The organism is Methylobacterium sp. PvR107 (assembly GCF_017833295.1).
Lineage (GTDB): Bacteria > Pseudomonadota > Alphaproteobacteria > Rhizobiales > Beijerinckiaceae > Methylobacterium.
Genome location: NZ_JAFIBW010000001.1, coordinates 1100166 through 1122728 on the forward strand (window position 1 = coordinate 1100166; position 22563 = coordinate 1122728).

At 67.1% G+C, this 22563-nt stretch carries 18 protein-coding genes; 12 read left to right on the top strand and 6 right to left on the bottom strand.

Features of this window, described 5'->3' with window-relative positions:
- Nucleotides 1-259: 259 nt before the first annotated feature.
- Nucleotides 260-1420 (top strand): glycosyltransferase, encoded by a 1161-nt coding sequence (locus JOE48_RS05080; RefSeq protein WP_210028429.1) that lies wholly within the window; start codon nt 260-262, stop codon nt 1418-1420.
- Between the two features lie 200 nt (nt 1421-1620).
- Nucleotides 1621-2781, top strand: a complete 1161-nt coding sequence (locus tag JOE48_RS05085; RefSeq protein ID WP_210028430.1) for a glycosyltransferase — start codon at nt 1621-1623, stop codon at nt 2779-2781.
- A gap of 120 nt (nt 2782-2901) precedes the next feature.
- Here the strand turns inward: JOE48_RS05085 and JOE48_RS05090 are convergent, their stop codons facing one another.
- The 3 genes from JOE48_RS05090 to dnaG form a co-directional block, all read right to left on the bottom strand.
- The gene (locus JOE48_RS05090; protein ID WP_210028432.1) at nt 2902-4161 is read right to left on the bottom strand and encodes an adenylate/guanylate cyclase domain-containing protein; all 1260 of its coding nucleotides are present in this window, start codon (nt 4159-4161) and stop codon (nt 2902-2904) included.
- 79 nt (nt 4162-4240) lie between these two features.
- Nucleotides 4241-6220, bottom strand: coding sequence for an RNA polymerase sigma factor RpoD (rpoD, locus tag JOE48_RS05095; protein WP_210028433.1), 1980 nt, complete (start codon nt 6218-6220; stop codon nt 4241-4243).
- A 198-nt stretch (nt 6221-6418) separates the two neighbouring features.
- The gene (gene dnaG, locus JOE48_RS05100; protein ID WP_210028434.1) at nt 6419-8308 is read right to left on the bottom strand and encodes a DNA primase; all 1890 of its coding nucleotides are present in this window, start codon (nt 8306-8308) and stop codon (nt 6419-6421) included.
- A gap of 214 nt (nt 8309-8522) precedes the next feature.
- Here dnaG and JOE48_RS05105 point away from each other — a divergent pair, with 214 nt between their 5' ends.
- A complete protein-coding gene (locus JOE48_RS05105) occupies nt 8523-8801 on the top strand; it encodes a BrnT family toxin (RefSeq protein WP_210028436.1) in 279 nt (92 codons plus the stop codon).
- Nucleotides 8764-9072, top strand: coding sequence for a BrnA antitoxin family protein (locus tag JOE48_RS05110; protein WP_409518560.1), 309 nt, complete (start codon nt 8764-8766; stop codon nt 9070-9072). Before JOE48_RS05105 ends, JOE48_RS05110 begins: the two co-directional genes overlap by 38 nt.
- Nucleotides 9073-9079: 7 nt before the next feature.
- On the opposite strand, the gene JOE48_RS05115 is transcribed toward JOE48_RS05110, so the two are convergent.
- Nucleotides 9080-9541 carry a GatB/YqeY domain-containing protein gene (locus JOE48_RS05115; RefSeq protein ID WP_210028439.1) on the bottom strand — a complete coding sequence of 154 codons (462 nt, stop codon included), beginning with the start codon at nt 9539-9541 and terminating at the stop codon, nt 9080-9082.
- Between the two features lie 192 nt (nt 9542-9733).
- On the opposite strand from JOE48_RS05115, the gene carA reads away from it, so the two are divergent.
- The 8 genes from carA (at nt 9734) to JOE48_RS05155 (ending at nt 19452) form a co-directional block, all read left to right on the top strand.
- On the top strand, nt 9734-10966 hold the full coding sequence (gene carA, locus JOE48_RS05120) for a glutamine-hydrolyzing carbamoyl-phosphate synthase small subunit (protein ID WP_210028441.1): 1233 nt from the start codon (nt 9734-9736) through the stop codon (nt 10964-10966).
- A 133-nt stretch (nt 10967-11099) separates the two neighbouring features.
- Nucleotides 11100-11477 carry a hypothetical protein gene (locus JOE48_RS05125; RefSeq protein ID WP_210028443.1) on the top strand — a complete coding sequence of 126 codons (378 nt, stop codon included), beginning with the start codon at nt 11100-11102 and terminating at the stop codon, nt 11475-11477.
- 183 nt (nt 11478-11660) lie between these two features.
- Entirely contained in the window at nt 11661-15134 is a 3474-nt protein-coding gene (gene carB / locus JOE48_RS05130; RefSeq protein ID WP_210028444.1) for a carbamoyl-phosphate synthase large subunit, read from the top strand.
- A gap of 90 nt (nt 15135-15224) precedes the next feature.
- Nucleotides 15225-15701: a transcription elongation factor GreA gene (gene greA / locus JOE48_RS05135; protein WP_210035569.1), complete on the top strand. Its 477-nt coding sequence runs from the start codon at nt 15225-15227 to the stop codon at nt 15699-15701.
- Between the two features lie 3 nt (nt 15702-15704).
- Entirely contained in the window at nt 15705-16205 is a 501-nt protein-coding gene (locus tag JOE48_RS05140) for a hypothetical protein (RefSeq protein WP_210028445.1), read from the top strand.
- A 51-nt stretch (nt 16206-16256) separates the two neighbouring features.
- Nucleotides 16257-17306: a mitochondrial fission ELM1 family protein gene (locus tag JOE48_RS05145; RefSeq protein ID WP_210028446.1), complete on the top strand. Its 1050-nt coding sequence runs from the start codon at nt 16257-16259 to the stop codon at nt 17304-17306.
- A gap of 14 nt (nt 17307-17320) precedes the next feature.
- Entirely contained in the window at nt 17321-18301 is a 981-nt protein-coding gene (gene trxB / locus JOE48_RS05150; protein WP_210028447.1) for a thioredoxin-disulfide reductase, read from the top strand.
- Nucleotides 18302-18561: 260 nt separating this feature from the next.
- Entirely contained in the window at nt 18562-19452 is an 891-nt protein-coding gene (locus JOE48_RS05155) for a LysR family transcriptional regulator (protein WP_192709032.1), read from the top strand.
- A gap of 181 nt (nt 19453-19633) precedes the next feature.
- On the opposite strand, the gene msrP is transcribed toward JOE48_RS05155, so the two are convergent.
- Together msrP and JOE48_RS05165 are read right to left on the bottom strand one after the other, a co-directional pair.
- Nucleotides 19634-20587, bottom strand: a complete 954-nt coding sequence (gene msrP / locus JOE48_RS05160; protein WP_210028449.1) for a protein-methionine-sulfoxide reductase catalytic subunit MsrP — start codon at nt 20585-20587, stop codon at nt 19634-19636.
- 150 nt (nt 20588-20737) lie between these two features.
- Nucleotides 20738-22438, bottom strand: coding sequence for an AMP-binding protein (locus JOE48_RS05165; protein ID WP_245253109.1), 1701 nt, complete (start codon nt 22436-22438; stop codon nt 20738-20740).
- Nucleotides 22439-22563 lie beyond the last annotated feature (125 nt).

The window sequence follows — 22563 nt, forward strand, 5'->3', positions numbered from 1 at the left end:
TGTTCCTTTGCGGCCGCGCTCGGAAACGCACAACCTTTCGATCAATATAGATCCCTATAGAAGAATTAATTTTCCGTCTTCATCACCACATCTCTCGGCAATGAGAGCAAAAAATGGAACATAGCTCTCTATTCTGAGTCGAAATAAGCTGAAATCCTGCTTCCGAAACCCGCCGAGACGCTTTGTTGTGGCCTGTTTCGATGTTACGAACGGACACGCCGTCTTGTCGGCCGCAAACATAATCTCGAATATGATTGCCATGAACGCTTTCGGTCAGACCGTCTGTTTGTCGATGATCGTCAAGAATGAAGCGCACGTCATACGACGCTGTCTCGATTCGGTTCGGTCGTTCATCGACTACTGGATCGTTGTTGATACCGGATCGACGGACGGGACGCAGGACGTCATCCGGGCGGCGATGGCCGATCGTCCCGGCCGGCTCGTCGAGCAACCGTGGGTCGACTTCGCGTTCAATCGGACCGAGGCGCTCAAACTCGCGCGCCCGCACGCCGACTACACGCTGATCATCGATGCCGACGACGAGCTGATCGTTCCCGAAGGCTTCGTTTTGCCGAAGCTCGCTGATGCCGGATACATGTTTACCATTCTTGATGGTAAGACTGAATATTTTCGAATACAGATGGTGAGCAATCGCTTCGATTGGCATTATCGGGGTGTGGTGCACGAATTTTTGGAATGCGCGGGCAATCCATCCACGCCGATGCTGCCGGTATCGATGCGCCGGGGCGATGACGGTGCGCGTCACCGCGATGAAATGTCTGAATATCGCGATCTCACCACAATGGAGAAGGCTCTTTCCATCGAGACCGACCCGTTCATGGTCGCACGTTACACGTTTTATCTGGCGAGATCCTATCGCGACGTGGGCGATGTCGCCAAGGCTCTCGCGTATTATTTGAAGCGTGCTGATCTCGGTTATTGGGAAGAAGAGGTTTACCTTAGCCTTCTCAATGCCGGGCTTATCTTGGAAACCCTGGGCAGGCCCGCGGTTGAGATCTTGGCGGTCTATGATCGTGCAATCTCCGTCTGTCCGGCGCGAGCAGAGGCGCGCCACGCCGCCAGTCGGTATTGCAGGATCTCGGGCAACTTCGCCGCCGGGTACCGCTACGCCGAGGCCGGCGTGCCGCTGCCAATGCCCAGCGAAGGGCTGGCCTTGAATCCGTGGGTGTATACTTATGGATTGCGAGATGAATTAGCGTTTCACGCTTATCACACAGGACAATTTCGGGTCTGCCTGTCCGTGTGCCTGGATATGTTCGAGCGATCGGACGTTCCGGAGGAAGTCCGCTCGCGCGTCTGCACGCTGTCTCGACAGGCGCTCGCTACGATGCTCGACCCGGTCTGGGGGTTGCAGCACTCTGCCTACAGGTCGGAATTCACGCCTGTTTGGCAAGGTTGAGCACACGAAGCGGTGTCGACGCGGTTCCGCCGCATCCGCGGACAGTCCCGAAGGCTCCCCGCAAGTTTAGGTCGATCCGGTCCGCGTCTTTCCGTGCGATTCCAGCGTCTCAGCGTTGCCTCCTCTCACGATCGCGGTGAAGCCGGCGGCTTTCGTCGTCTATGTCCTCGCAATTTTAAAGTGATCGGCCGGGATGTGATATGAATAATTTTGGTCAGACGATTTGCCTGTCAATGATTGTGCGGAACGAAGCTCATGTCATCCACCGATGCTTAGATTCCGTTCGGCCGCTTATCGATCACTGGGTCATCGTTGACACCGGATCGACCGATGGCACCCAGGATGTCATCCGTGCAGCGTTGGTCGATCTGCCCGGTGCTCTCGTGGAGCGGCCCTGGGTTGATTTCGCCCTCAACCGGACCGAGGCCTTGGCGCTCGCGCGTCCGCATGCCGATTATTCGCTGATCATCGACGCCGATGACGCGTTGATTGATCCGGAGCGGTTTGTGATGCCCCGGCTTTCTGAGCCCGGATACATGCTCGAGATCGTCGACGGACCCACCCGATACTGGCGGACACAACTCGTCGACAACCGGATGGATTGGCGTTACCGCGGCGTTCTGCACGAATTTCTGGAATGTCCCGGACATCCGAGTCTGCCGACCCTGCCGCTCGCAATGCGTCGCGGAAACGATGGGGCACGTCACCGCGACGTCAGGACCGAATCGCGAGACATCGCCGTGCTGGAAGGCGCCCTGGCCGTCGAGGCCGATCCTTTCATGGTCGCTCGGTACACCTTCTATTTGGCGAACTCGTACCGAGACGGCGGCGAGCCTCGGAAAGCTTTAGAATACTATCTGAAGCGCGCAGATTTGGGATATTGGAACGAAGAGATCTACATCGGCTTGCTCTGTGCTGCTGACCTCATGGAGGCATTGGACGAGCCCGAAGATGCGGTACTGGCTCTGTACGATCGGATGATCCCGATCTGTCCGGCGCGGGCGGAGGCGCGGCTCGGCGCCAGCCGCTTTTGCAGGCGGAGAAGGACGTTCGCCGCCGGATTTCGTTACGCCGAAGCGGGGCTCGCCCTGACACTGCCGGCGGCAGGGATCTCTCTGCATCCGTGGGTGTACAGCTACGGGCTGCGAGAAGAGTTCGCCGCCAACGCCTTTCACGTGGGCCAACTGCGCGCCTGTTTGTCTGCCTGTCTCGACATCCTGGAACAGTTGGATGTTCCCGGGGATGTCCTTTCCCGAACAAGCGCGCTGGCGCGTCAAGCCCTCGCCGGAATGATCGATCCGGCCTGGGGTTGCCAGCCGACAACCTATCGTTCGGAATTCGTCCCGGCCTGGCAATTCTGAAGACCGGGGAACCCTGCGCCGCACGCGGGTACAGATCGCGCCGATTCCCGGAGGCGCTGCCCCTTTCGCCCGCTCAAGAGGGCGGTTCGCCCGCACGATCCACTCGGCGCGTCGCGGCCGTCAGCTTGGCTTGCGCGGGCGCAGGAACTTCGGGCGGAACACCGCCATGGGCTCCGCGAAGCCGTTCAGCTGGTGCTCACCGAGAGGGATCGGATCGCCCCAAAGGAAATCGACAAACGGCTTCGACATCAGCAGCGGCTCGCCGAGGATGCGGTTCAGCTGCGCGAGGCGGCTTGCGAGGTTCACGTCGCGACCGATCACCGTGAAGTCGAGCCGCGAGCCCGAGCCGACATTGCCGTAGGCCGCCTCGCCGTGATGGAGCGCAATGCCGGCGGCCACCGGGACCGGGAACTGGTGCAGGGCGTTGGCCTCGTCGAGGGCCGCGAGGGCGTGCTGGGCGGCCGTGAGCGCGCCCTTGGCGGCGCCGCCGAGATCGTCGCCGGACTCGCGGAAGATCGCCAGCAGGCCGTCTCCGAGATACTTCAGCACCTCGCCGCCCTCCCGCTCGATCGGCGGCACGAGGCAGTCGAAGAACACGTTGAGCAGGCCGACCGCCTCCTCGGGAGTCATGTCAGCCGTGGTTCGGGTGTAGTCGCGCATGTCGGCGAAGAGGATCGCCGAGCGGATCCGCGTGACCTGACCCCGTCGGATGTCCCCCGCCAGAATCGCGCGGTGCGGCTCGTCGCCCACGTAGAGCCGCAGGACGTGGTCCAGCTGCTTGTTCAGGACGCGCATCTCCACCACGGCGGCGAGCGCCGGCATCACGAAGCGCAGGATCGCGATGTCATCCGCGCCGAAGCCCTCCGGCGCGCGGGTGGCGAAGGTGATGCCGTTCCGGGTGCCGTTGGTGAAGAACAGCGGCGCCACGACGTAGTGGGTGTAGCCGCCGGCCTTCAGGTCCGGGATGATCGCGTAGGCGTCGTCCGGCGTCTCGGAGAGGTCGAGGATCAGCCACTTCCCGGTCTCGTGGACGGTGTGGAACGGACTGTTGAGATAGGCATCGGTCGAGCGCGCGCCGTGCGGGAACAGCCGGACCGTGGTGCCGCCGTCCCGGGTCCAGATCCGGCCGACACCGGCATATTCCGAGTGCAGGGTGTCGATCGCCGTGGAGGCCCGGTCCACCGGAACGCCGACGGCGATCAGCCGCTCGGCCAAGCCGGCGAGCATCTCCTCGGCGTTGGGCATCCGCGCGCCCTCGCCGAGCAGCCAGTCACGGATGCCGACAGAGGGCTGGAGCGCGCCGAAGGGCACGTCGTCGGCCTCCGAGCCATCCGCGAAGGCCGTCGGCGATCCGGGCGTTGGCGGGCGGCGTTCGAGCATGGCGCCAGATTGGATGCCGCGCAGCGCCGTGGCAACGCGGTAAGCGGAGAAAGCACCGCGGCCGAAGCCGCGGCGAGGCTCAGTTGTCCAGGAAGCTCCGGAGCTTCCGGCTGCGCGACGGGTGCTTCAGCTTGCGCAGCGCCTTCGCCTCGATCTGACGAATGCGCTCGCGGGTCACCGAGAATTGCTGGCCGACCTCCTCGAGGGTGTGGTCGGTGTTCATGCCGATGCCGAAGCGCATCCGCAGGACGCGCTCTTCGCGGGGCGTGAGCGAGGCGAGCACGCGCGTGGTGGTCTCGCGCAGGTTCGACTGGATCGCCGCGTCGATCGGCAGGACGACGTTCTTGTCCTCGATGAAGTCGCCGAGGTGGCTGTCCTCCTCGTCGCCGATCGGCGTCTCGAGGGAGATCGGCTCCTTGGCGATCTTCAGGACCTTCCGGACCTTCTCCAGCGGCATGGCCAATTTCTCGGCCAGCTCCTCCGGGGTCGGCTCGCGGCCGATCTCGTGGAGCATCTGGCGCGAGGTCCGGACGATCTTGTTGATCGTCTCGATCATGTGCACCGGGATGCGGATGGTCCGGGCCTGGTCGGCGATCGAGCGGGTGATCGCCTGCCGGATCCACCACGTCGCGTAGGTCGAGAACTTGTAGCCGCGCCGGTACTCGAACTTGTCCACGGCCTTCATCAGGCCGATGTTGCCCTCCTGGATCAGGTCTAGGAACTGCAGGCCGCGGTTCGTGTACTTCTTGGCGATCGAGATCACGAGGCGCAGGTTCGCCTCGATCATCTCCTTCTTGGCCTGACGGGCCTCGCGCTCGCCCTTCTGGACCATGTTGACGATGCGGCGGTACTCGCCGATCTCGAGGCCCGTCTCGGAGGCGAGATCGAGGATCTGCGCGCGCAACTCCCCGACCTGCTTCGAGCCGCGCTCGACCAGGTTCTTCCAGCCCTTGCCGCCAAGCGTGCCGACGCGCTCCATCCAGTTCGGATCGAGCTCGTAGCCCTGGTAGTGCCGGAGGAATTCGTCGCGGGCCACGCCGTGGCTCTCGGCGTAGCGCATGAGCCGGCCCTCGTGGCCGATCAGCTGCTTGTTGATCGAGTAGAGCTGGCCGACCAGCGCCTCGATGCGGTTGTTGTTGAGCGACAGCGACTTCACGTCGGCGACGACGGTGTCCTTCAGCTCGATCTGCTTCTGGTCCTGCGCCGGGGTGTTCTTCTCACCCGCGGCCTTCCGCTCCGTGCCCTCGGTCTGCGACTTGCGCAGCTTGCGGTAATTGGCGGCGATCGCGTCGAAGGTCTCAAGGACCCGCGGCTTGATCTCGGCTTCCATGGCGGCGAGCGAGACGTTGTTCTCGAGGTCGTCCTCGTCATCGCCGCCCTCGGGCGGCGCCGGCGGCTCGCCGTCCTCGGATTCCTCGCCCTCGGCGATCTGCGGCGCGTTCTTGCCGTCCGGCCCCGCGTAGGTCGCCTCGAGATCGATGATGTCGCGCAGGAGGACCTTGCCCTCCACGAGCTCGTCGCGCCAGATGATGATCGCCTGGAAGGTCAGCGGGCTCTCGCAGAGGCCCGCGATCATCGCCTCTCGGCCGGCCTCGATGCGCTTGGCGATGGCGATCTCGCCCTCGCGGGACAGGAGCTCCACCGAGCCCATCTCGCGGAGGTACATGCGCACCGGATCGTCGGTGCGGTCGGTCGGCTCCTTGGTGGTGGTCGCGACGGTGACCGCGCGCGCCGGCGCGACCTCCGCGACCTCGCCGCCCTCGGCCTCCTCTTCCTCGCCCTCAGCGGCCTTCTCGCCGGCCGCCTCATCGGTCTCCTCGGCTTCGACGACGTTGATGCCCATCTCGGAGAGCTGCGACAGCACGTCTTCGAGCTGGTCCGGATCGGACTGACCCTCGGGCAGAACCTCGTTGACCTCTTCATAGGTCACGTAGCCGCGCTTCTTGGCGAGCTTGACCATCCGCTTGACCGAAGCATCCGTCAGGTCGAGGAGCGGCCCGTCGGTCTGCTGCTCGGGGGCAGCGTCCGTCTCGTCCCGTTCCGTTGCCTTCGTCGCCATGATCAGCCTATTGTTTCGCGTGCGGCGCGCCGCGGAGGCCCGAGTGAGGCCATCCCACGCCGGCGGCGCCGCTATATGAGAACGGCGCCGGATCGCTCCAGTCGCCTTGAGTCGTCGGTTTCCGTATGCAAGCCCGAGGCTTGACCGATTGTTAACTATGGCAGGATTTCGCCCGCCACCACCGCCATTGCACAGCGATCACGCGGCCGTCGAGTCGCTCGACCCCGGGACGTCGGCTTCAGCCTCGGCAGCGATGACGGTCTCCAGCCTCGCCTTCACTTCGCAGAGCCATGCCCATCCGGCATCGGTCGGATCGTTCTCAAACGCCTGCCGTGCTTCGCGAAGTTCGCTATGTAGCGCTCCTGCCTGCCGGTGCAAGATCATCGCCTGTCTGAGCGCGTCTGCGCGGAGTGCGGGGTCGGCATGCGGGGCCAGGGTCGCGCGGTCCCGCGAGCGCGCCAGGGCAAGGATCCTGTCGGCCGCGACTGCAAGTCCGGCGCGGTTGATGCGGTTCTGCAACACTTCGGGGGCAGTCCGCTCGTCCTCGGCCGCACAGGCCAGCAGGACCGACAGTAATCCCCGCGCATCCGGATCCTCGAAGTCGAGATCGCCGATCTCCTCACCGAACTCGGCGATCATCTCGGGATGGGCCAGCAGGCTGCCGACGATCACCGCCTCGCGCACCGACGCGGCGCCGGTGAACCCGGCAGAGGCGGTCATCGAAGGGCTCGGGCTGCCGGTGATGCGCGGCGAGACCGGTTCGCCGGGCCGGACGAAGCGCGGTCGGCCGCGGGGCCCCGGCCCGCTTGCGCGGGCGCCGCGGGGCGACAGCCCGCGCAGGCGTTCCTCGATGTCGTCGCGGTAGTAGCGACGCACCGTCTCGTCGCGGATCGAAGCCACGGTGGTGCGCAGCGTCTGGGTCAGACCGGCGCGTCGCTCGGGCGTGTCGATCGGCCCGGCCTCCAGGGCGCGACGCCACAGCAGTTCCGAGAGGGGCAGAGCGGCCGTCAGCACCTGATCGATCGCCCCGGGGCCGCCCGAGCGCAGCAGGTCGTCGGGATCCTGGCCGCCCGGCAACAGCGCGATCCGAAGCGACCGGCCGGGCTCGAGGAGCGGCAGCGCGAGGTCCAGCGCCCGGAAGGCCGCGCGCTGTCCGGCCTTGTCGCCGTCGAAGCAGAGGATCGGCTCGTCGGCGTGCCGCCAGAGCAGCCCGAGCTGGTCTTCCGTCAGCGCGGTACCGAGGGGCGCGACCGTCTCGGGATGATTGGCGAGCGTCATGGCGATGACGTCGACATAGCCCTCGACCGCGATGATCGAGCTCCGCTCGTGCGCGGCCTTGCGGGCTCCCTGGAGGTTGTAGAGCGTGCGGCCCTTGTGGAAGAGCGGCGTCTCGGGCGAGTTCAGGTATTTGGCGCGCACCTCCTTGGCGAGCGCCCGGCCACCGAAGGCCACGACCCGGCCGCGGGTGTCGGTGATCGGAAACATCACCCGGTCGCGAAAATAATCGTACGGGACCGAGACGCCCTCCCCCGCGGCGAGCAGGCCGAGCTCGACCATCAGCGCCTTGTCGACGCCCTTACCAGCCAGATGATCGCGCAGGGCGTAGCGCTCGCTTGGCGCGTAGCCGAGGCGGAAGCGCTGTTGGATCTCGCGGCCGAGGGCACGGCGTTCGAGGTAGGCGCGCGCCTCGCTGCCCTGCCCGGATTGTAGCCGGTCCTCGAACCATCGCGCCGCCATCTCCATCACCTCGATGGCCCCGGCGCGTTTGGTCTCGGATTCCCGGTGGTCCTCGGTCTGTGCGGGTAGGCTCACACCGGCTTCCCCTGCCAGCCGCTCGACGGCCTCGGGGAAGCTCAGCCCTTCCGTCTCCATTAGGAAGGTGAAGATGTCGCCGTGCTTGGAGGAGGAGAAGCAGTGATAGAACTGCTTCTGGTCGTTCACGTAGAAGGACGGCGTCTTCTCGGCGTTGAACGGCGACAGGCCGCGCCACTCGCGACCGGCCTTCTTGAGCTGTACGCGCCGCCCCACCACCGACGAGGCCGGCAGCCGGGCGCGAATCTCCTCGAGAATATGCGGCGGATAGCGCACGGGACCTGCGACGGGGTTGGCTCGGCCGTACAGTCTAGCGTGGCTAAGGGGGTGGAGTCCCGCATCCCGGCCGGATTTGCGACGGACAGGGGATAGCGTGGAGAACGGCCGCTTCGCGGCGTGTCCGGACCATATCGGTCGGTGCCTTTTGGACCCTTGGAGGCGAGGACGAATAGACGTTCGTAGCGACGCAGCGTCGATCCCAGGCTATGGGATGCCGAGGGCCGGCTTCGAATGGGATGAGCGCAAACGGGTGCTCAAGCTTCAGACGCACGGCATCGATATTCGCGACGCGATCGGCCTGTTCGATCATCCGCACCTGAGTGTCGAATCGGTCAGGAACGACGAGGTCCGGAAGGCCAGCCTCGGCAAGATGGATCGGTGCGTGATCGCTTTGGTCTGGACCGATCGAGCCGGCATCATCCGGATGATCTCCGCGAGGGCTGCGAGACGCAATGCGAGGCAAGCCGACACGGCGCCTATTGCAGCCTGAGCGCTGCCCCGGCGCGACTGGTTTCGACCGGATCGCCGCGTTGAGCGATGCGGAGATGGCAGACGCGGTCGCCCGGGATCCGGATGCCGCGCCCCTCGATATCGACTGGTCGCGGGCCGAGGTGACCGTGACGCCCCGCAAGGTCCCAGTCTCGATCCGCCTGGATGCCGATGTGCTTGGTTATTTCAAGCATCAGGGCGCCGGCTATCAGAGCCCGATCAACGCGGTCCTGCGCAGCTACGTCAGGGCGCGAACGGCCCGCGAGGGTTGAGCGCGCTTCAGCCCTTCACGGCCAAGGCCGCCTTCACCAAGCCGCTCGCCTTGCCGAAATCCATCCGGCCCGCGAACTGGCCCTTCAGGGCGGCGATCACCTTGCCCATGTCCTTCGGCCCCGCCGCGCCGGTCTCCGCGATCGCCGCGTCGATCGCCGCCTGCGTCTCGGCCTCGTCCATCTGCTTCGGCAGGAAGCTCTCGACGATCGCGATCTCGGCGCGCTCGGTGGCGGCGAGTTCCGGGCGGCCGCCCTGCTCGTAGACGGCAGCCGATTCCGTGCGCTGCTTGATCATCTTCTGGAGCAGCGACAGGATCTCGTCGTCGGAGATCGGCTCCTTGCCGTTGCCGCGGGCCTCGATGTCCCGGTCCTTGAGGGCGGCCTGGATCATCCGGACGGTGGCGAGCCTGTCCTTGTCGCCGGCCTTCATGGCCTCCTTCATCTCGGTGGTGAAGCGCGCGCGCAGCATTGGGGTGAACCTTCCAAAGGTCGAAACGAAGGGCTGGCCTGCGATTTGCGGGTGTTGAGCCCTGCGGGAAGCGAGGCCACATTGACCCCATCGCGGGCCGCTCGCTAAGAGCGCCGCACACGATCGTGCCGCAAGCCGAGAGCGCCGCAACCCGGCGCCCGCCTTTGGCCGGACATAAGCGAGACTCGACCCATGCTGCAAGACGCCGCCGCGCATGCCCCCGAGGCTCGGGCTCCCGAGCCCTGGGCCGAACCCGTGGCGACGGCCCTGCTGGTGCTCGCCGACGGCACCATCCTGGAGGGCTTCGGCATCGGACAGACCGGAATCGCCGACGGCGAGGTCTGCTTCAACACGGCGATGACCGGCTACCAAGAGATCCTGACCGACCCGTCCTATGCCGGGCAGATCGTCACCTTCACATTCCCGCATATCGGCAATGTCGGCACCAACGACGAGGATCTGGAAAGCCTGGATGCGGCGCCCGCCTCGGGCGTCCGCGGCACGGTGATCGCCTCGGCGGTGACGAAGCCGTCGAGCTGGCGCTCGTCCTCCCACCTCGACGGCTGGCTCAAGGCCCGCGGCATCGTCGGAATCACCGGCGTCGACACCCGGGCGCTCACGGCCCGCATCCGTGACGAGGGCATGCCGAACGCGGTGATCGCCAATGATCCCCAGGGCCAGTTCGACCGCGCGGCCCTGAAGGCCCGCGCCGCGGCCCTCGCGCCCATGGAGGGCCTGGACCTCGTGCCCCCGGTGACCAGCAGGGCGCCGTCGGAATGGTCGGAGACCGTCTGGGCGCTGGGCAACGGCTACGGCCAGCGCGCGCCCGGCGAGGGCCTGAAGGTCGTCGCCATCGATTACGGGGTGAAGCGCAACATCCTGCGGCTGCTCGCCCAGGCCGGCTGCGACGTCACCGTGGTCCCCGCCACCACGACGGCCGACGAGATCCTGGCGATGAAGCCGGACGGGGTGTTCCTGTCGAACGGCCCAGGAGACCCGGCGGCCACCGGCGCCTACGCGGTCCCGGTGATCCGCAGGCTGCTGGATGAGAAGGTGCCGACCTTCGGCATCTGCCTCGGCCATCAGCTCATGGGCCTCGCCCTCGGCGGCCGGACCGTGAAGATGGGCCAGGGGCATCACGGCGCGAATCACCCGGTGAAGGATAAGACGACCGGCAAGGTCGAGATCGTCTCGATGAACCACGGCTTCGCGGTCGATCCGAACAGCCTGCCGGATTCGGCCATTGAGACGCACGTGTCCCTGTTCGACGGCTCGAATTGCGGCCTGACTCTGACGGACCGCCCCGCCTTCTCGGTGCAGCACCATCCGGAAGCGTCGCCGGGCCCGCGCGACAGCCACTATCTGTTCGAGCGGTTCGTGACGCTGATGCGCTCCGGCGAGCCGGAGACCGCGAAGGGCGCCTGAGACCGGACCCCAATCGGGCCGCGCCGAGGCCATAAAATCCGCCAGATCGGACGGCTTAAATGCCCCTACGACGGCCTGTGAACGGCGGCGCATCCGCGCCCGCCGGCGGGGGCCCGTCGCAGGGGAATGCCGGATGACCATCGACGAGGCGCGCGACGACTTCTCTCGCCTGCACCGCAGCTTCACCTTCCATCTCGGGGTCGCCGTGGGCCTGTCCTGGCTGACCGCCCTCTACGCCGCCTTCTACGCCCCCTGGGTGCGCAACATCCGGGCCCTGATCGATCCGACGGGCGGCCTCGACCGCGTCGAGAGTACGGTCTCCTACCTGTTTGCCATGCCGGCGGTTCTCGCCCTCGCCTGGGTCTCCGTCTATTTCGGCCGCGAGGCGCTGCGCCGCGCGCAGACGCTCTCCAACGTCGCCGTCGAGTTCGCGGCCGCTGCCGTGGTTGCCTTCGGGATGTTCTACCTGTCGATCGACCGTGCGCTGGCCGCACTTCACGCCGGATTCTGAGCCGGTTTCTCACAAGTGCCATGCGCCGGGCGCGTAGCCCGGCTTCGCGGTTGCACCGGCCTTCCAATGCGCCCGTGGCCCGTGTAAACGCGGGGCTCAACGACAATCCCGCCACGCGCGTCCGGGAGCAGGGCTGAAACGAGCCGTGCCCGATCGGGCGCGCTTGGCCTGACAAGGCCTCCGATGCCCAAGCGCACCGACATCTCCTCGATCCTGATCATCGGTGCGGGTCCGATCATCATCGGACAGGCCTGCGAATTCGACTATTCCGGCACCCAGGCCTGCAAGGCGCTCCGCGAGGAGGGCTACCGGATCGTCCTGGTCAATTCGAATCCCGCGACGATCATGACCGATCCGGACATGGCGGACGCGACCTATGTCGAGCCGATCACCCCGGAGATCGTCGCCAAGATCATCGAGAAGGAGCGCCCCGACGCGATCCTCCCGACCATGGGCGGCCAGACGGCGCTGAACTGCGCCCTCTCGCTCCAGAAGATGGGCGTGCTCGCCAAGTACGGCGTGCAGATGATCGGAGCCACCGCCGAGGCCATCGACAAGGCCGAGGACCGGAGCCTGTTCCGCGACGCCATGACCAAGATCGGGCTCGACACCCCGAAATCGGCGCTCGCCAACGCCTCCGCCGCCAAGAAGGCAGATCGCGAGAAATACCTCGCCGAGGTCGCCCGAATCGAATCCGCCAACGCGGATCCAGAGGCGCGCCAAGCCGCGCTGAAAGCCTTCGAGAAGGGCTGGATGGCGGGCGAAAGCGATCGGCGCAAGCGCTACGGCGAGCACGCCATCGGGCAGGCCCTGATGGCCTTGGCCGAGGTCGGCCTGCCGGCGATCATCCGCCCGTCCTTCACCATGGGCGGCACGGGCGGTGGCATTGCGTACAACCGGGAAGAATTCCTCGACATCGTCGAGCGCGGCATCGACGCCTCGCCGACCAACGAGGTGCTGATCGAGGAGAGCGTGCTCGGCTGGAAAGAGTACGAGATGGAGGTCGTCCGCGACAGGAACGACAACTGCATCATCGTCTGCTCCATCGAGAATATCGACCCGATGGGCGTCCACACGGGCGATTCGATCACCGTCGCCCCGGCGCTGACGCTGACCGACAAGGAATACCAGGTGATGCGCGACGCATCGCTGGCGGTGCTCCGCGAGATCGGCGTCGAGACCGGCGGCTCGAACGTCCAGTTCGCGATCAACCCCGAGAACGGGCGCATGATCGTGATCGAGATGAACCCGCGCGTCTCGCGCTCCTCGGCGCTGGCCTCGAAGGCGACCGGCTTCCCGATCGCCAAGGTCGCGGCCAAGCTCGCGGTCGGCTACACGCTGGACGAGATCGCCAACGACATCACCGGCGGCGCGACCCCGGCCTCGTTCGAGCCGACGATCGACTACGTCGTCACCAAGATCCCGCGCTTCGCGTTCGAGAAATTTCCGGGCGCCGAGCCGACGCTGACCACCGCCATGAAGTCGGTCGGCGAGGCCATGGCGATCGGCCGCTGCTTCGCGGAATCGCTCCAGAAGGCCCTCCGCTCGCTTGAGACCGGCCTGACCGGCCTCGACGACATCGAGATCGAGGGGCTCGGCAAGGGCGACGACCACAACGCCATCAAGGCCGCCATCGGCACCCCGACCCCGGACCGGCTGCTCAAGGTCGCGCAGGCCCTGCGGCTGGGCGTCAGCCACGAGCAGGTCTACGCGTCCTGCAAGATCGACCCGTGGTTCCTGGAGCAGCTCCAGGCGATCATCGACCTGGAGAACCGGGTGAAGGCCCACGGCCTGCCGACGACGCCTGGCGCCTTCCGCCAGCTCAAGGCGGCCGGGTTCTCTGATGCCCGCCTCGCGGTGCTGGCCAAGACCGACGAGGCCGCCGTCAGCGCGGCCCGGCGGGCGCTCGCCGTGCGACCGGTCTACAAGCGGATCGACACCTGCGCGGCCGAGTTCAAGTCGCCGACCGCCTACATGTACTCGACCTACGTGGCGCCGTTCGCGGGCGCGGTGGTCGACGAGGCGCAGCCCTCGGACCGCAACAAGGTCGTGATCCTCGGCGGCGGCCCGAACCGGATCGGCCAGGGCATCGAGTTCGATTATTGCTGCTGCCACGCCTGCTACGCGCTTTCGGACGCGGGCTACGAGACCATCATGGTCAACTGCAACCCGGAGACGGTCTCGACCGACTACGACACCTCGGACCGGCTCTATTTCGAGCCGCTGACCGCCGAGGACGTGCTGGAGATCATCGAGACCGAGCGGCAGGCCGGCACCCTCCACGGGGTGATCGTGCAGTTCGGCGGCCAGACCCCGCTGAAGCTCGCCCGGGCGCTGGAATCCGCCGGCGTGCCGATCCTCGGCACCTCGCCCGACGCGATCGACCTCGCCGAGGACCGCGACCAGTTCAAGCGGCTCCTCGACAAGCTCGCGATGAAGCAGCCGAAGAACGGCATCGCCTACTCGGTGGAGCAGAGCCGGCTGGTCGCGGCCGATCTCGGCCTGCCCTTCGTGGTCCGCCCGAGCTACGTGCTCGGCGGCCGCGCCATGGCGATCATCCGCGACGAGACGCAGTTCGCCGACTACCTCCTCGACACGCTGCCGAGCCTGATCCCCTCCGAGGTCAAGGCCCGCTACCCGAACGACAAGACCGGCCAGATCAACACGGTGCTGGGCAAGAACCCGCTGCTGTTCGACCGCTACCTGTCGGATGCGGTCGAGGTCGACGTCGATGCGGTCTGCGACGGCAAGGACGTGTTCGTCGCCGGCATCATGGAGCACATCGAGGAGGCCGGCATCCATTCCGGCGATTCGGCCTGCTCGCTGCCGCCGCGCTCGCTTTCGCCCGAGACCATGGACGAACTGGAGAGGCAGACGAAAGCGATGGCGCTGGCGCTGAACGTCGTCGGCCTGATGAACGTCCAGTACGCCATCAAGGACGGCACGATCTACGTGCTGGAGGTGAACCCCCGCGCCTCGCGCACGGTGCCGTTCGTCGCCAAGGTGATCGGTGAGCCGATCGCCAAGATCGCGTCGCGGATCATGGCCGGCGAGCCGCTGGCGAGCTTCGGGCTCAAGCGGAAGACCCTGCCGCATATCGCCGTGAAGGAGGCCGTGTTCCCCTTCGCGCGTTTCCCGGGGGTCGACGTGCTCCTCGGGCCGGAGATGCGCTCCACCGGCGAGGTCATCGGGCTCGATGCCAGCTTCGGCGTCGCCTTCGCCAAGAGCCAGCTCGGCTCCGGCACCCAGGTACCGAAGGCCGGCTCCGTGTTCGTCTCGGTGCGGGACGCCGACAAAGCCCGCATCCTGCCGACCATGAAGCTGTTGTCCGATCTCGGCTTCAGCATCGTGGCAACCGGCGGCACGCAGCGCTATCTCGTCGAGAACGGCGTCCCGACCGAGCGGATCAACAAGGTGCTTGAAGGCCGGCCGCACGTGGTCGACGCCATCAAGAACGGCGGAATCCACCTCGTCCTGAACACGACGGAAGGAGCCGGCGCCCTGTCGGACTCGCGGTCGCTCCGCCGCGCGGCCCTCTTGCATAAGGTGCCGTATTACACCACTCTAGCCGGCGCGATGGCCGCGGCCGAGGGGATCAAGGCCTATCTAGAAGGCGATCTCAAGGTTCGTGCGTTGCAGGAATACTTCGCGGCCTGAACCTCAGGGTTCCGCTGACTTCATTTCGTGGCCCGGAGGGAGTGCTACACTCTCGGCCGGGCCTCTTCATTGTGGCGCGAGACGATGGCGATAGACAAGGTTCCGATCACGGTGCGCGGGCTCGCAGCCCTCGAAGAGGAGCTGAAGCACCGTCAGCAGGTGGAGCGCCAGCGCATCATCCAGGCGATCGCGGAAGCGCGCGCCCTGGGCGATCTGTCGGAAAACGCCGAGTATCACGCCGCCAAGGAGGCGCAGTCGCACAACGAGGGCCGCGTCATGGAACTGGAGAGCATGATCGCGCGGGCCGAAGTGATCGATGTCACCAAGCTCTCGGGCGACAAGATCAAGTTCGGCGCCACCGTGAAGCTCGTGGACGAGGACACGGACGAGGAGAAGACCTACCAGATCGTCGGCGAGCCGGAGGCCGACGTGCGGTCCGGCCGCGTCTCGATCACCTCGCCGATCGCCCGCGCGCTGATCGGCAAGGGCGTCGGCGACACGGTCGAGGTCACGACGCCGGGCGGCGGCAAGTCCTACGAGGTCGTCGCCGTCCAGTACGGCGCCTGAGCCATGCCGCCGCGTTCCTGGAGCCGGCTCGCCGGCCTACTCCTCGGTGCCGTCGCGGGATCCGCGGCGGCGAGCGATTTTCCCGCGACATCGGTCTTCTCCGACGTCCGGGTCGACGTGCGGCCGCTCCGCGACAAGGGGGCGGGTCTGCAGGCCGAGGCGCTGGCCGATGACCTGACCGCCGCCCTGCGGAAGAATTTCTCTGGCCGGATCGGCGGTCGCGGGCCGCGCCTCGTGGTCGTGGTGACGAGCCTGTCGCTGCGGCCCTTTGCCGGCGCCGGCGCCCAGCGGGGTTTCGGCGGCAACTTCCAGACCGACTACATGGAGGGCGAGGCACTGCTCGTCGGGCCCAAGGGGCAGGTGCTCGGGCGCTACCCGCAGATGACCGCGACGCCGTCGAGCTACGGCGGTGCGTGGTACGATCCGCAATTCGAGCCACGCCGGCTCGCCGCCATCGCCGACATCTACGCCCAATGGCTCGCCCGCGACCTGCCTCGGGACTAGAAGACGGCCGCCGGCCCCGGTCGGTGGTGTGGGGCGTATCCGGTGAGGCGCATGGCAAGCATCGACGTGTCGGAGGCGCAGACCGCGCCGGTCAGCAGTCCGGACTCGCGGCGTGAGCGCCTGCCCGAACTCGCCCGCGCCCGCGCCTGGATCGTCACGGACGGCAAGGCCGGCGACGAGAACCAGTGCGTCGGCATCGCCGAGACCCTGGGCCTTGCCTTCGAGCTCCGGCAGGTGCCGGCATCCGGGCCGTTCGGCTGGATGGCGCCCTGGGGGCCGATCGATCCGCGCGAGGGGCCGCGCCGCCGCGCCGGCGCCCTGTCGGGCCCCTACCCCGACATCCTGATCGCCTCCGGGCGCCGGTCGGTCCCGTACCTGCGCGCGGTGCGGCGTGCCACCGGCGGTCGGACCTTCACGGCCTTCCTGAAGGATCCTCGGACCGGCGCGGACAGCGCCGACTTCATCTGGGTGCCGGATTACGACGATCTGCGCGGTCCCAACGTCTTCACGACGCTGACGGCGCCGCACCTCGTCACCGCGGCGCGCCTGGAGGCGGCCCGGGCGCGGCCCGACCCGCGGCTCGCCCGGCTCGACGGACCGCGCGTCGCGGTCCTGGTCGGCGGCGACAGCCGGCACCTGAGCTACCGCAAGACCGATATGATCCGCCTCGTGGAGGATCTCCGCGGGCTGGCCGCGCAGGGCTGCCGGCTGATGGTGACCATCTCCCGCCGGACGCCGAACCCGCTCCGGGACGCCGTCAAGGCGCTCGCCGCCGAGACCGGAGGCTTCCTCTGGGACGGCACCGGCGACAACCCCTACGTGGCCATGCTGGCGCTGGCCGAGGCGATCGTCGTGACCTCCGATTCGGCCAACATGGTCAGCGAGGCGGTGTCCACCGGCGCACCGGTGCTGCTGTTCGATTTGCCGCGCACCTATATCCGGCATCGGCGGATGTTCGCCGGGCTGGCGATCGCCGGAGCGCTGCGGCCGTTCACCGGTCAGTTGGCAGATCTGACGTACAAGCCCATCGACGCGACGCCGGTGATCGCGCAGGCGCTCGCGGACGCCTATGCTGCGCGCCGGGCGGCCGGACCAGCCTGAGGAGATCGAGACAGATGGCCCACACCCACGCCCAGCTCGTGATCATCGGCTCGGGACCCGCGGGCTACACGGCGGCGATCTACGCCGCCCGCGCCATGGTCGAGCCGCTGCTGATCTCCGGCTTCCAGCCGGGCGGCCAGCTGATGATCACGACGGATGTCGAGAATTATCCGGGCTTCGCCGAGGCGATCCAGGGCCCGTGGCTCATGGAGCAGATGCGCCTGCAGGCCGAGCATGTCGGCACCCGGATCGTCTCCGAGTACATCACGAAGGTCGATCTCAAGCAGCGGCCGTTCCAGCTGGAGGCCGATTCCGGCGAGACCTATTCCTGCGACGCCCTGATCATCGCCACCGGCGCCCAGGCCAAGTGGCTCGGCATTCCCTCCGAGGCGGCCTTCCAGGGCGGTGGCGTCTCCGCTTGCGCCACCTGCGACGGGTTCTTCTTCCGCGGCAAGGAGGTGATCGTGGTCGGCGGCGGCAACACCGCGGTCGAGGAGGCGCTCTACCTCGCCAACATCGCCAGCAAGGTGACGGTGGTCCATCGCCGCGACAGCTTCCGGGCCGAGCGGATCCTGCAGGAGCGCCTGTTCAAGCATCCGAACGTCGAGGTGCTCTGGCACCGGGAGATCGCCGAGATCTGCGGCGTGCAGAAGCCCGCGCCGAACGTGACCCATGTCCGGCTCAAGGATCCGCGCTCGGGGGAGATCAGCGAGGTGAAGGCCGACGGCGTGTTCGTGGCGATCGGCCACCAGCCGGCGACCGCGATCTTCGAGGGGCAGCTGCCCATGCGACATGGCGGCTACCTGACCGTGAAGCCCGGCACCGCAGAGACCGAGATCCCGGGCGTGTTCGCGGCGGGCGACGTGACGGACGACGTCTACCGGCAGGCGATCACGGCCGCCGGCATGGGTTGCATGGCCGCTCTCGAGGCCGAGAAGTTCCTGGCCAATCTCGAGATCGGCGAGAGCCCGGTCCAGGCTGCCGCGGCCGAGTGAGATGCGAAGGCCAGCTTGCAACCGGAGCTGGCACGCGGCGCTTTCAACAACTTCCCGATCCGGGTGCTTGCGCCGGATCATGCACCATGCGCATAGGAGTGCTGACTGCGCCGGGATGCAGCAATTGCATACCCGCGCGGTGCCGTGGGTGCCTCTAAACCATCGGTACCGCGCAGTTCGCCCGGTGATCCGCTTCGTACGCCGCTTGCCCGGCTCCCTCGGGCATGGGCGACGAGCTTGCGCTGGTAGGGGTTCTTGCCTTGGATTGGGATAAGATCCGGATCTTCCTCAACGTCGCGGAGGCAGGCAGCTTCACCAAGGCGGGCGACGATATCGGGCTCAGCCAGTCGGCCGTCTCTCGGCAGATCAGTGCGCTGGAGCGCGAGCTGAAGGCGCCGCTGTTCCACCGCCATGCGCGGGGCCTGCTCCTCACCGAGCAGGGCGATCTTCTGTTCCGCGCCGCGCGCGACATGAAGCTCCGCCTGGAAAACACGCGGGCGCGCCTCGTCGAGACCTCCGAGCGGCCGACGGGCGACCTCAAGGTGACCACGACCGTGGGACTCGGGACGTCGTGGCTGTCGCAGCGTGTGGGCGAATTCCTCGACCTCTACCCGGACGTGCGGATCGAGCTGATCCTCACCAACGAGGAGCTCGATCTCGCCATGCGCGAGGCGGATGTCGCCATCCGCATGCGGCGTCCGGCCCAGCCGGATCTGATCCAGCGGCGGCTGTTCACCGTCCACTACCACGCGTTCGCAAGCCAGGATTACGTCAAGCGCTTCGGCGAGCCGAAGACCATCGAGGATCTCGACGACCATCGCCTCGTGTCGTTCGGCGGCAACGAGCCGTCATACCTCCTCGCCGCGCACTGGCTGGCCGATGCCGGCCGCGACGGGCGCGAGCGGCGCCACGTCCATCTCACCGTGAACAACATCGGTGCCCTGCAGCGCGCCATGGAGGCGGGCGCGGGGATCGGGATCCTGCCGGATTACGCGGTCGACGGCGACCAGCAGCTTGTTCAGGTGCTGCGCGATACCGAGATGCCGAGCCTCGAGAGCTACCTGGTCTATGCGGAGGAAATGCGCTCCGTGGCCCGGGTCCAGGCGTTCCGCGACTTCCTGGTGTCGAAGGCGCAGCGCTGGACCTACTGAGCGCTGCGCGCGGGTCACATCCCTGTCCGGCGGGTGACGTCAGCGCCGCCGTCTTTGCGAGCGGCGCGAAGCGATCAAGGCGACGCCACGAAATCGGACATCGCGCTGACCTGGGCCCCTTCGCTTTACTCGTGATGACCGTGCGGAACGCAGCGACAGACGCGTTCGGACGGAAGCCGCATCACACGAACAGCCGCTCGCCCTCCAGCCCCTTGTAGAGGCCGGCGACCTGCTCGCCGTAGCCGTTGTAGATCAGCGTCGGCACGCGCTGGTCGGTCCCGAGCACGCGCTCGGATGCCTGGCTCCAGCGCGGATGCGGAACGGCCGGATTCACGTTGGCCCAGAAACCGTATTCCGACGCCTGCAGCCCTTCCCAGAAGGTCTTCGGCCTGTCGGCCGTGAACGACACCTTCACCAGCGACTTCGCCGACTTGAAACCGTACTTCCACGGGACGGCGACGCGGATCGGCGCGCCGAACTGGTTGGGCAACGGCTTGCCGTAGATCCCGGTGACCATGAAGGCGAGGTCGTTCCCGGCCTCCGCGAGCGTCAGGCCTTCCGTGTAGGGCCAGGGATAGAAGAAGGCGCGCTGACCGGGCGCCATCGCCTTGTCCATGAAGGTCTCGAAGCGGATGTACTTCGCTCCCGAGGTCGGCTTGGCCAGCGCCACGAGCTTGGAGAGCGGGAACCCCGTCCACGGAACCGCCATAGACCACGCCTCGACGCAACGGTGGCGGTAGAGCCGCTCCTCGAGGTCGACCTTCCGGATCAGGTCGTCGACGCCGATCTCGAAGGGCTTCTCCACGAGCCCGTCGATCTTCAGCGTCCAGGGCTGGGTCTTGAGCGCGTTCGCGGCCGGCAGCACGGTCTTCGACGTGCCGAATTCGTAGAAATTGTTGTAGTCGGCGCTGAAACGCTCCGGGGTCAGCGGCCGGTCGAGGGCGTAGGCGGGGTTCTGCGGCGCCGGGTAGAGCGGCTGATCGCCCGTGGCGGCGCGGACAGCCCGGCCACCCAGGAGCGATCCGGCCGCCAGTCCGGCCGCACCGCCGATCAGCGTGCGCCGGTTCAGGAAGACGGCCTCCGGCGTAACCAGATGCTCGGGAATTTCCCAACCGCGCTTGCGCTTGATCAACATGGCCGCCTCCTTGGATGTCCCGTGCGCACAACCCACAGATCGGCCCGGGCCGACAGGGGCGCAAGCGCCGCAGCCTCACCTTTCGGCGCCGTGCGCGCCGCGGTTACGCGATGCGCGGGCGGCGTCGCGACGCAGGGCGGCATCCGGTGATCAGGCCGGGGGCGTCTCGTCGCGCAGCATCCGGCGCAGCACCTTGCCGACATTGGTCTTGGGCAGCGTGTCGTGGAGGACCACCCGCCGGGGGACCTTGTAGCCGGTGAGCTGCGTGCGCGCGTGGGCGCGGATGGCGTCGGTCGAGACCGACGGATCCTTCAGGACGATGTGGGCGACGACCATCTCGCCGGTCTCCTCGCTCGGCGCGCCGACCACGGCGCATTCGAGCACGGCCGGATGGGCGGCCAGGACGTCCTCGACTTCGTTCGGATAGACGTTGAATCCCGAGACGAGGATCATGTCCTTCATCCGGTCGACGATGCGGAACTGGCCGTCGGCCTGCATCACCGCGACGTCGCCCGTGCGGAAGAACCCGTCCGGGGTCATCGCGCGGGCCGTCTCCTCGGGGCGGTTCCAGTAGCCGCGCATCACCTGCGGGCCGCGGACGCAGATCTCCCCCGGCTGCCCGACGGGCGCGACCTGCCCGGCGACATCGCGGATCGAGACCTCGGTGGAGGGAAGCGGGAAGCCGATCGTGCCGGAGAAGTCGCGCATCCCGTGCGGGTTGACGCACACAACCGGTGAGGTCTCCGACAGGCCGTAGCCCTCGATGATCGTGTTGCCGGTCAGTGCCTTCCAGCGCTCGGCCACGGCCCGCTGCACGGCCGTGCCGCCACCGACCACGAAGTCGAGATGCGAGAAATCCACCGTGCCGATCTTCGGATGGTTGATCAGCACGTTGAACAGCGTGTTGACGCCCATCAGGTGGGTGAAGTGGGTCCGGCTCAGCGTCTTCACCATGCCGTCGCAGTCGCGCGGGTTCGGGATCAGCAGGCACGCGCCGCCATTGCGCATGAACTGGAAGAAGCACGCGGTCAGCGCGAAGATATGGTAGAGCGGCAGTGCCGTCACCGCGCAGCGCCGGATGCTCGGATCCTTCGAGTTGAACCAGAGCTGCGACTGCTCGACATTGGCCATGATGTTGCGGTGGCTGAGCATCGCGGCCTTGGCGATGCCGGTCGTGCCGCCGGTGTATTGCAGGAACGCCAGATCCTCCGGCTCGACCCGCGCCGAGGCCGGCGGCAGGCTGCGGCCCCGGCGCAGGACGCCGGTGAACGGGATCGCCAGGCCGTCCGGCAATTGGAACGGCGGCACCGCCTTGCGCACGTGGCGGCTCGCCAGGTTGATCACCTGACCTTTGAGCCCGAGTCCGTCACCGGGGCCGACCAGGGCAACCCGCTCGAGTGTCACGTCTGGCAGCGCTGCCGCGACTGTGGCACCGAAGTTTTCCAGGACGATCAGGATCCGCGCGCCCGAATCGTTGATCTGCTGGGCGAATTCGCGGGGCGTGTAGAGCGGATTGGTGTTGACCACCGTGCCGCCGGCGAGGAGGACGCCGAAGATCGCCACCGCGTAGGCCGGCACGTTCGGCAGCATGATCGCGACGCGGTCGCCCTTTGCCAGACCCTGCCCCTGCAGCCAGGCCGCGAGGTCCCGCGCCTGCTGCCCGAGGGTGGCATAGGTCATGGTCGAGCCGAAACACAGCATCGCCGGGCGATCGGCGAAGGCGGCCACGCTGGTCTCGAAGAGATCGACGAGCGTTCCCAGGCTCGCCACGTCGATGTCTGCCGGGACACCGGCCGGATACGAGGCCAGCCAGGGCCGATCCGACGCCCGATCGCTCGGTGGGGACGGCATCGGTACGGACCTGGGCGCTTGAGCGCCGTGCTCGATCACGTTCGCCACATGCATCGCGATGCCTCCCGTGGGCACGGCTCTGGACGGCCGAGTCCCCCCAACGCACAACTCGCCAACTCTGCGGG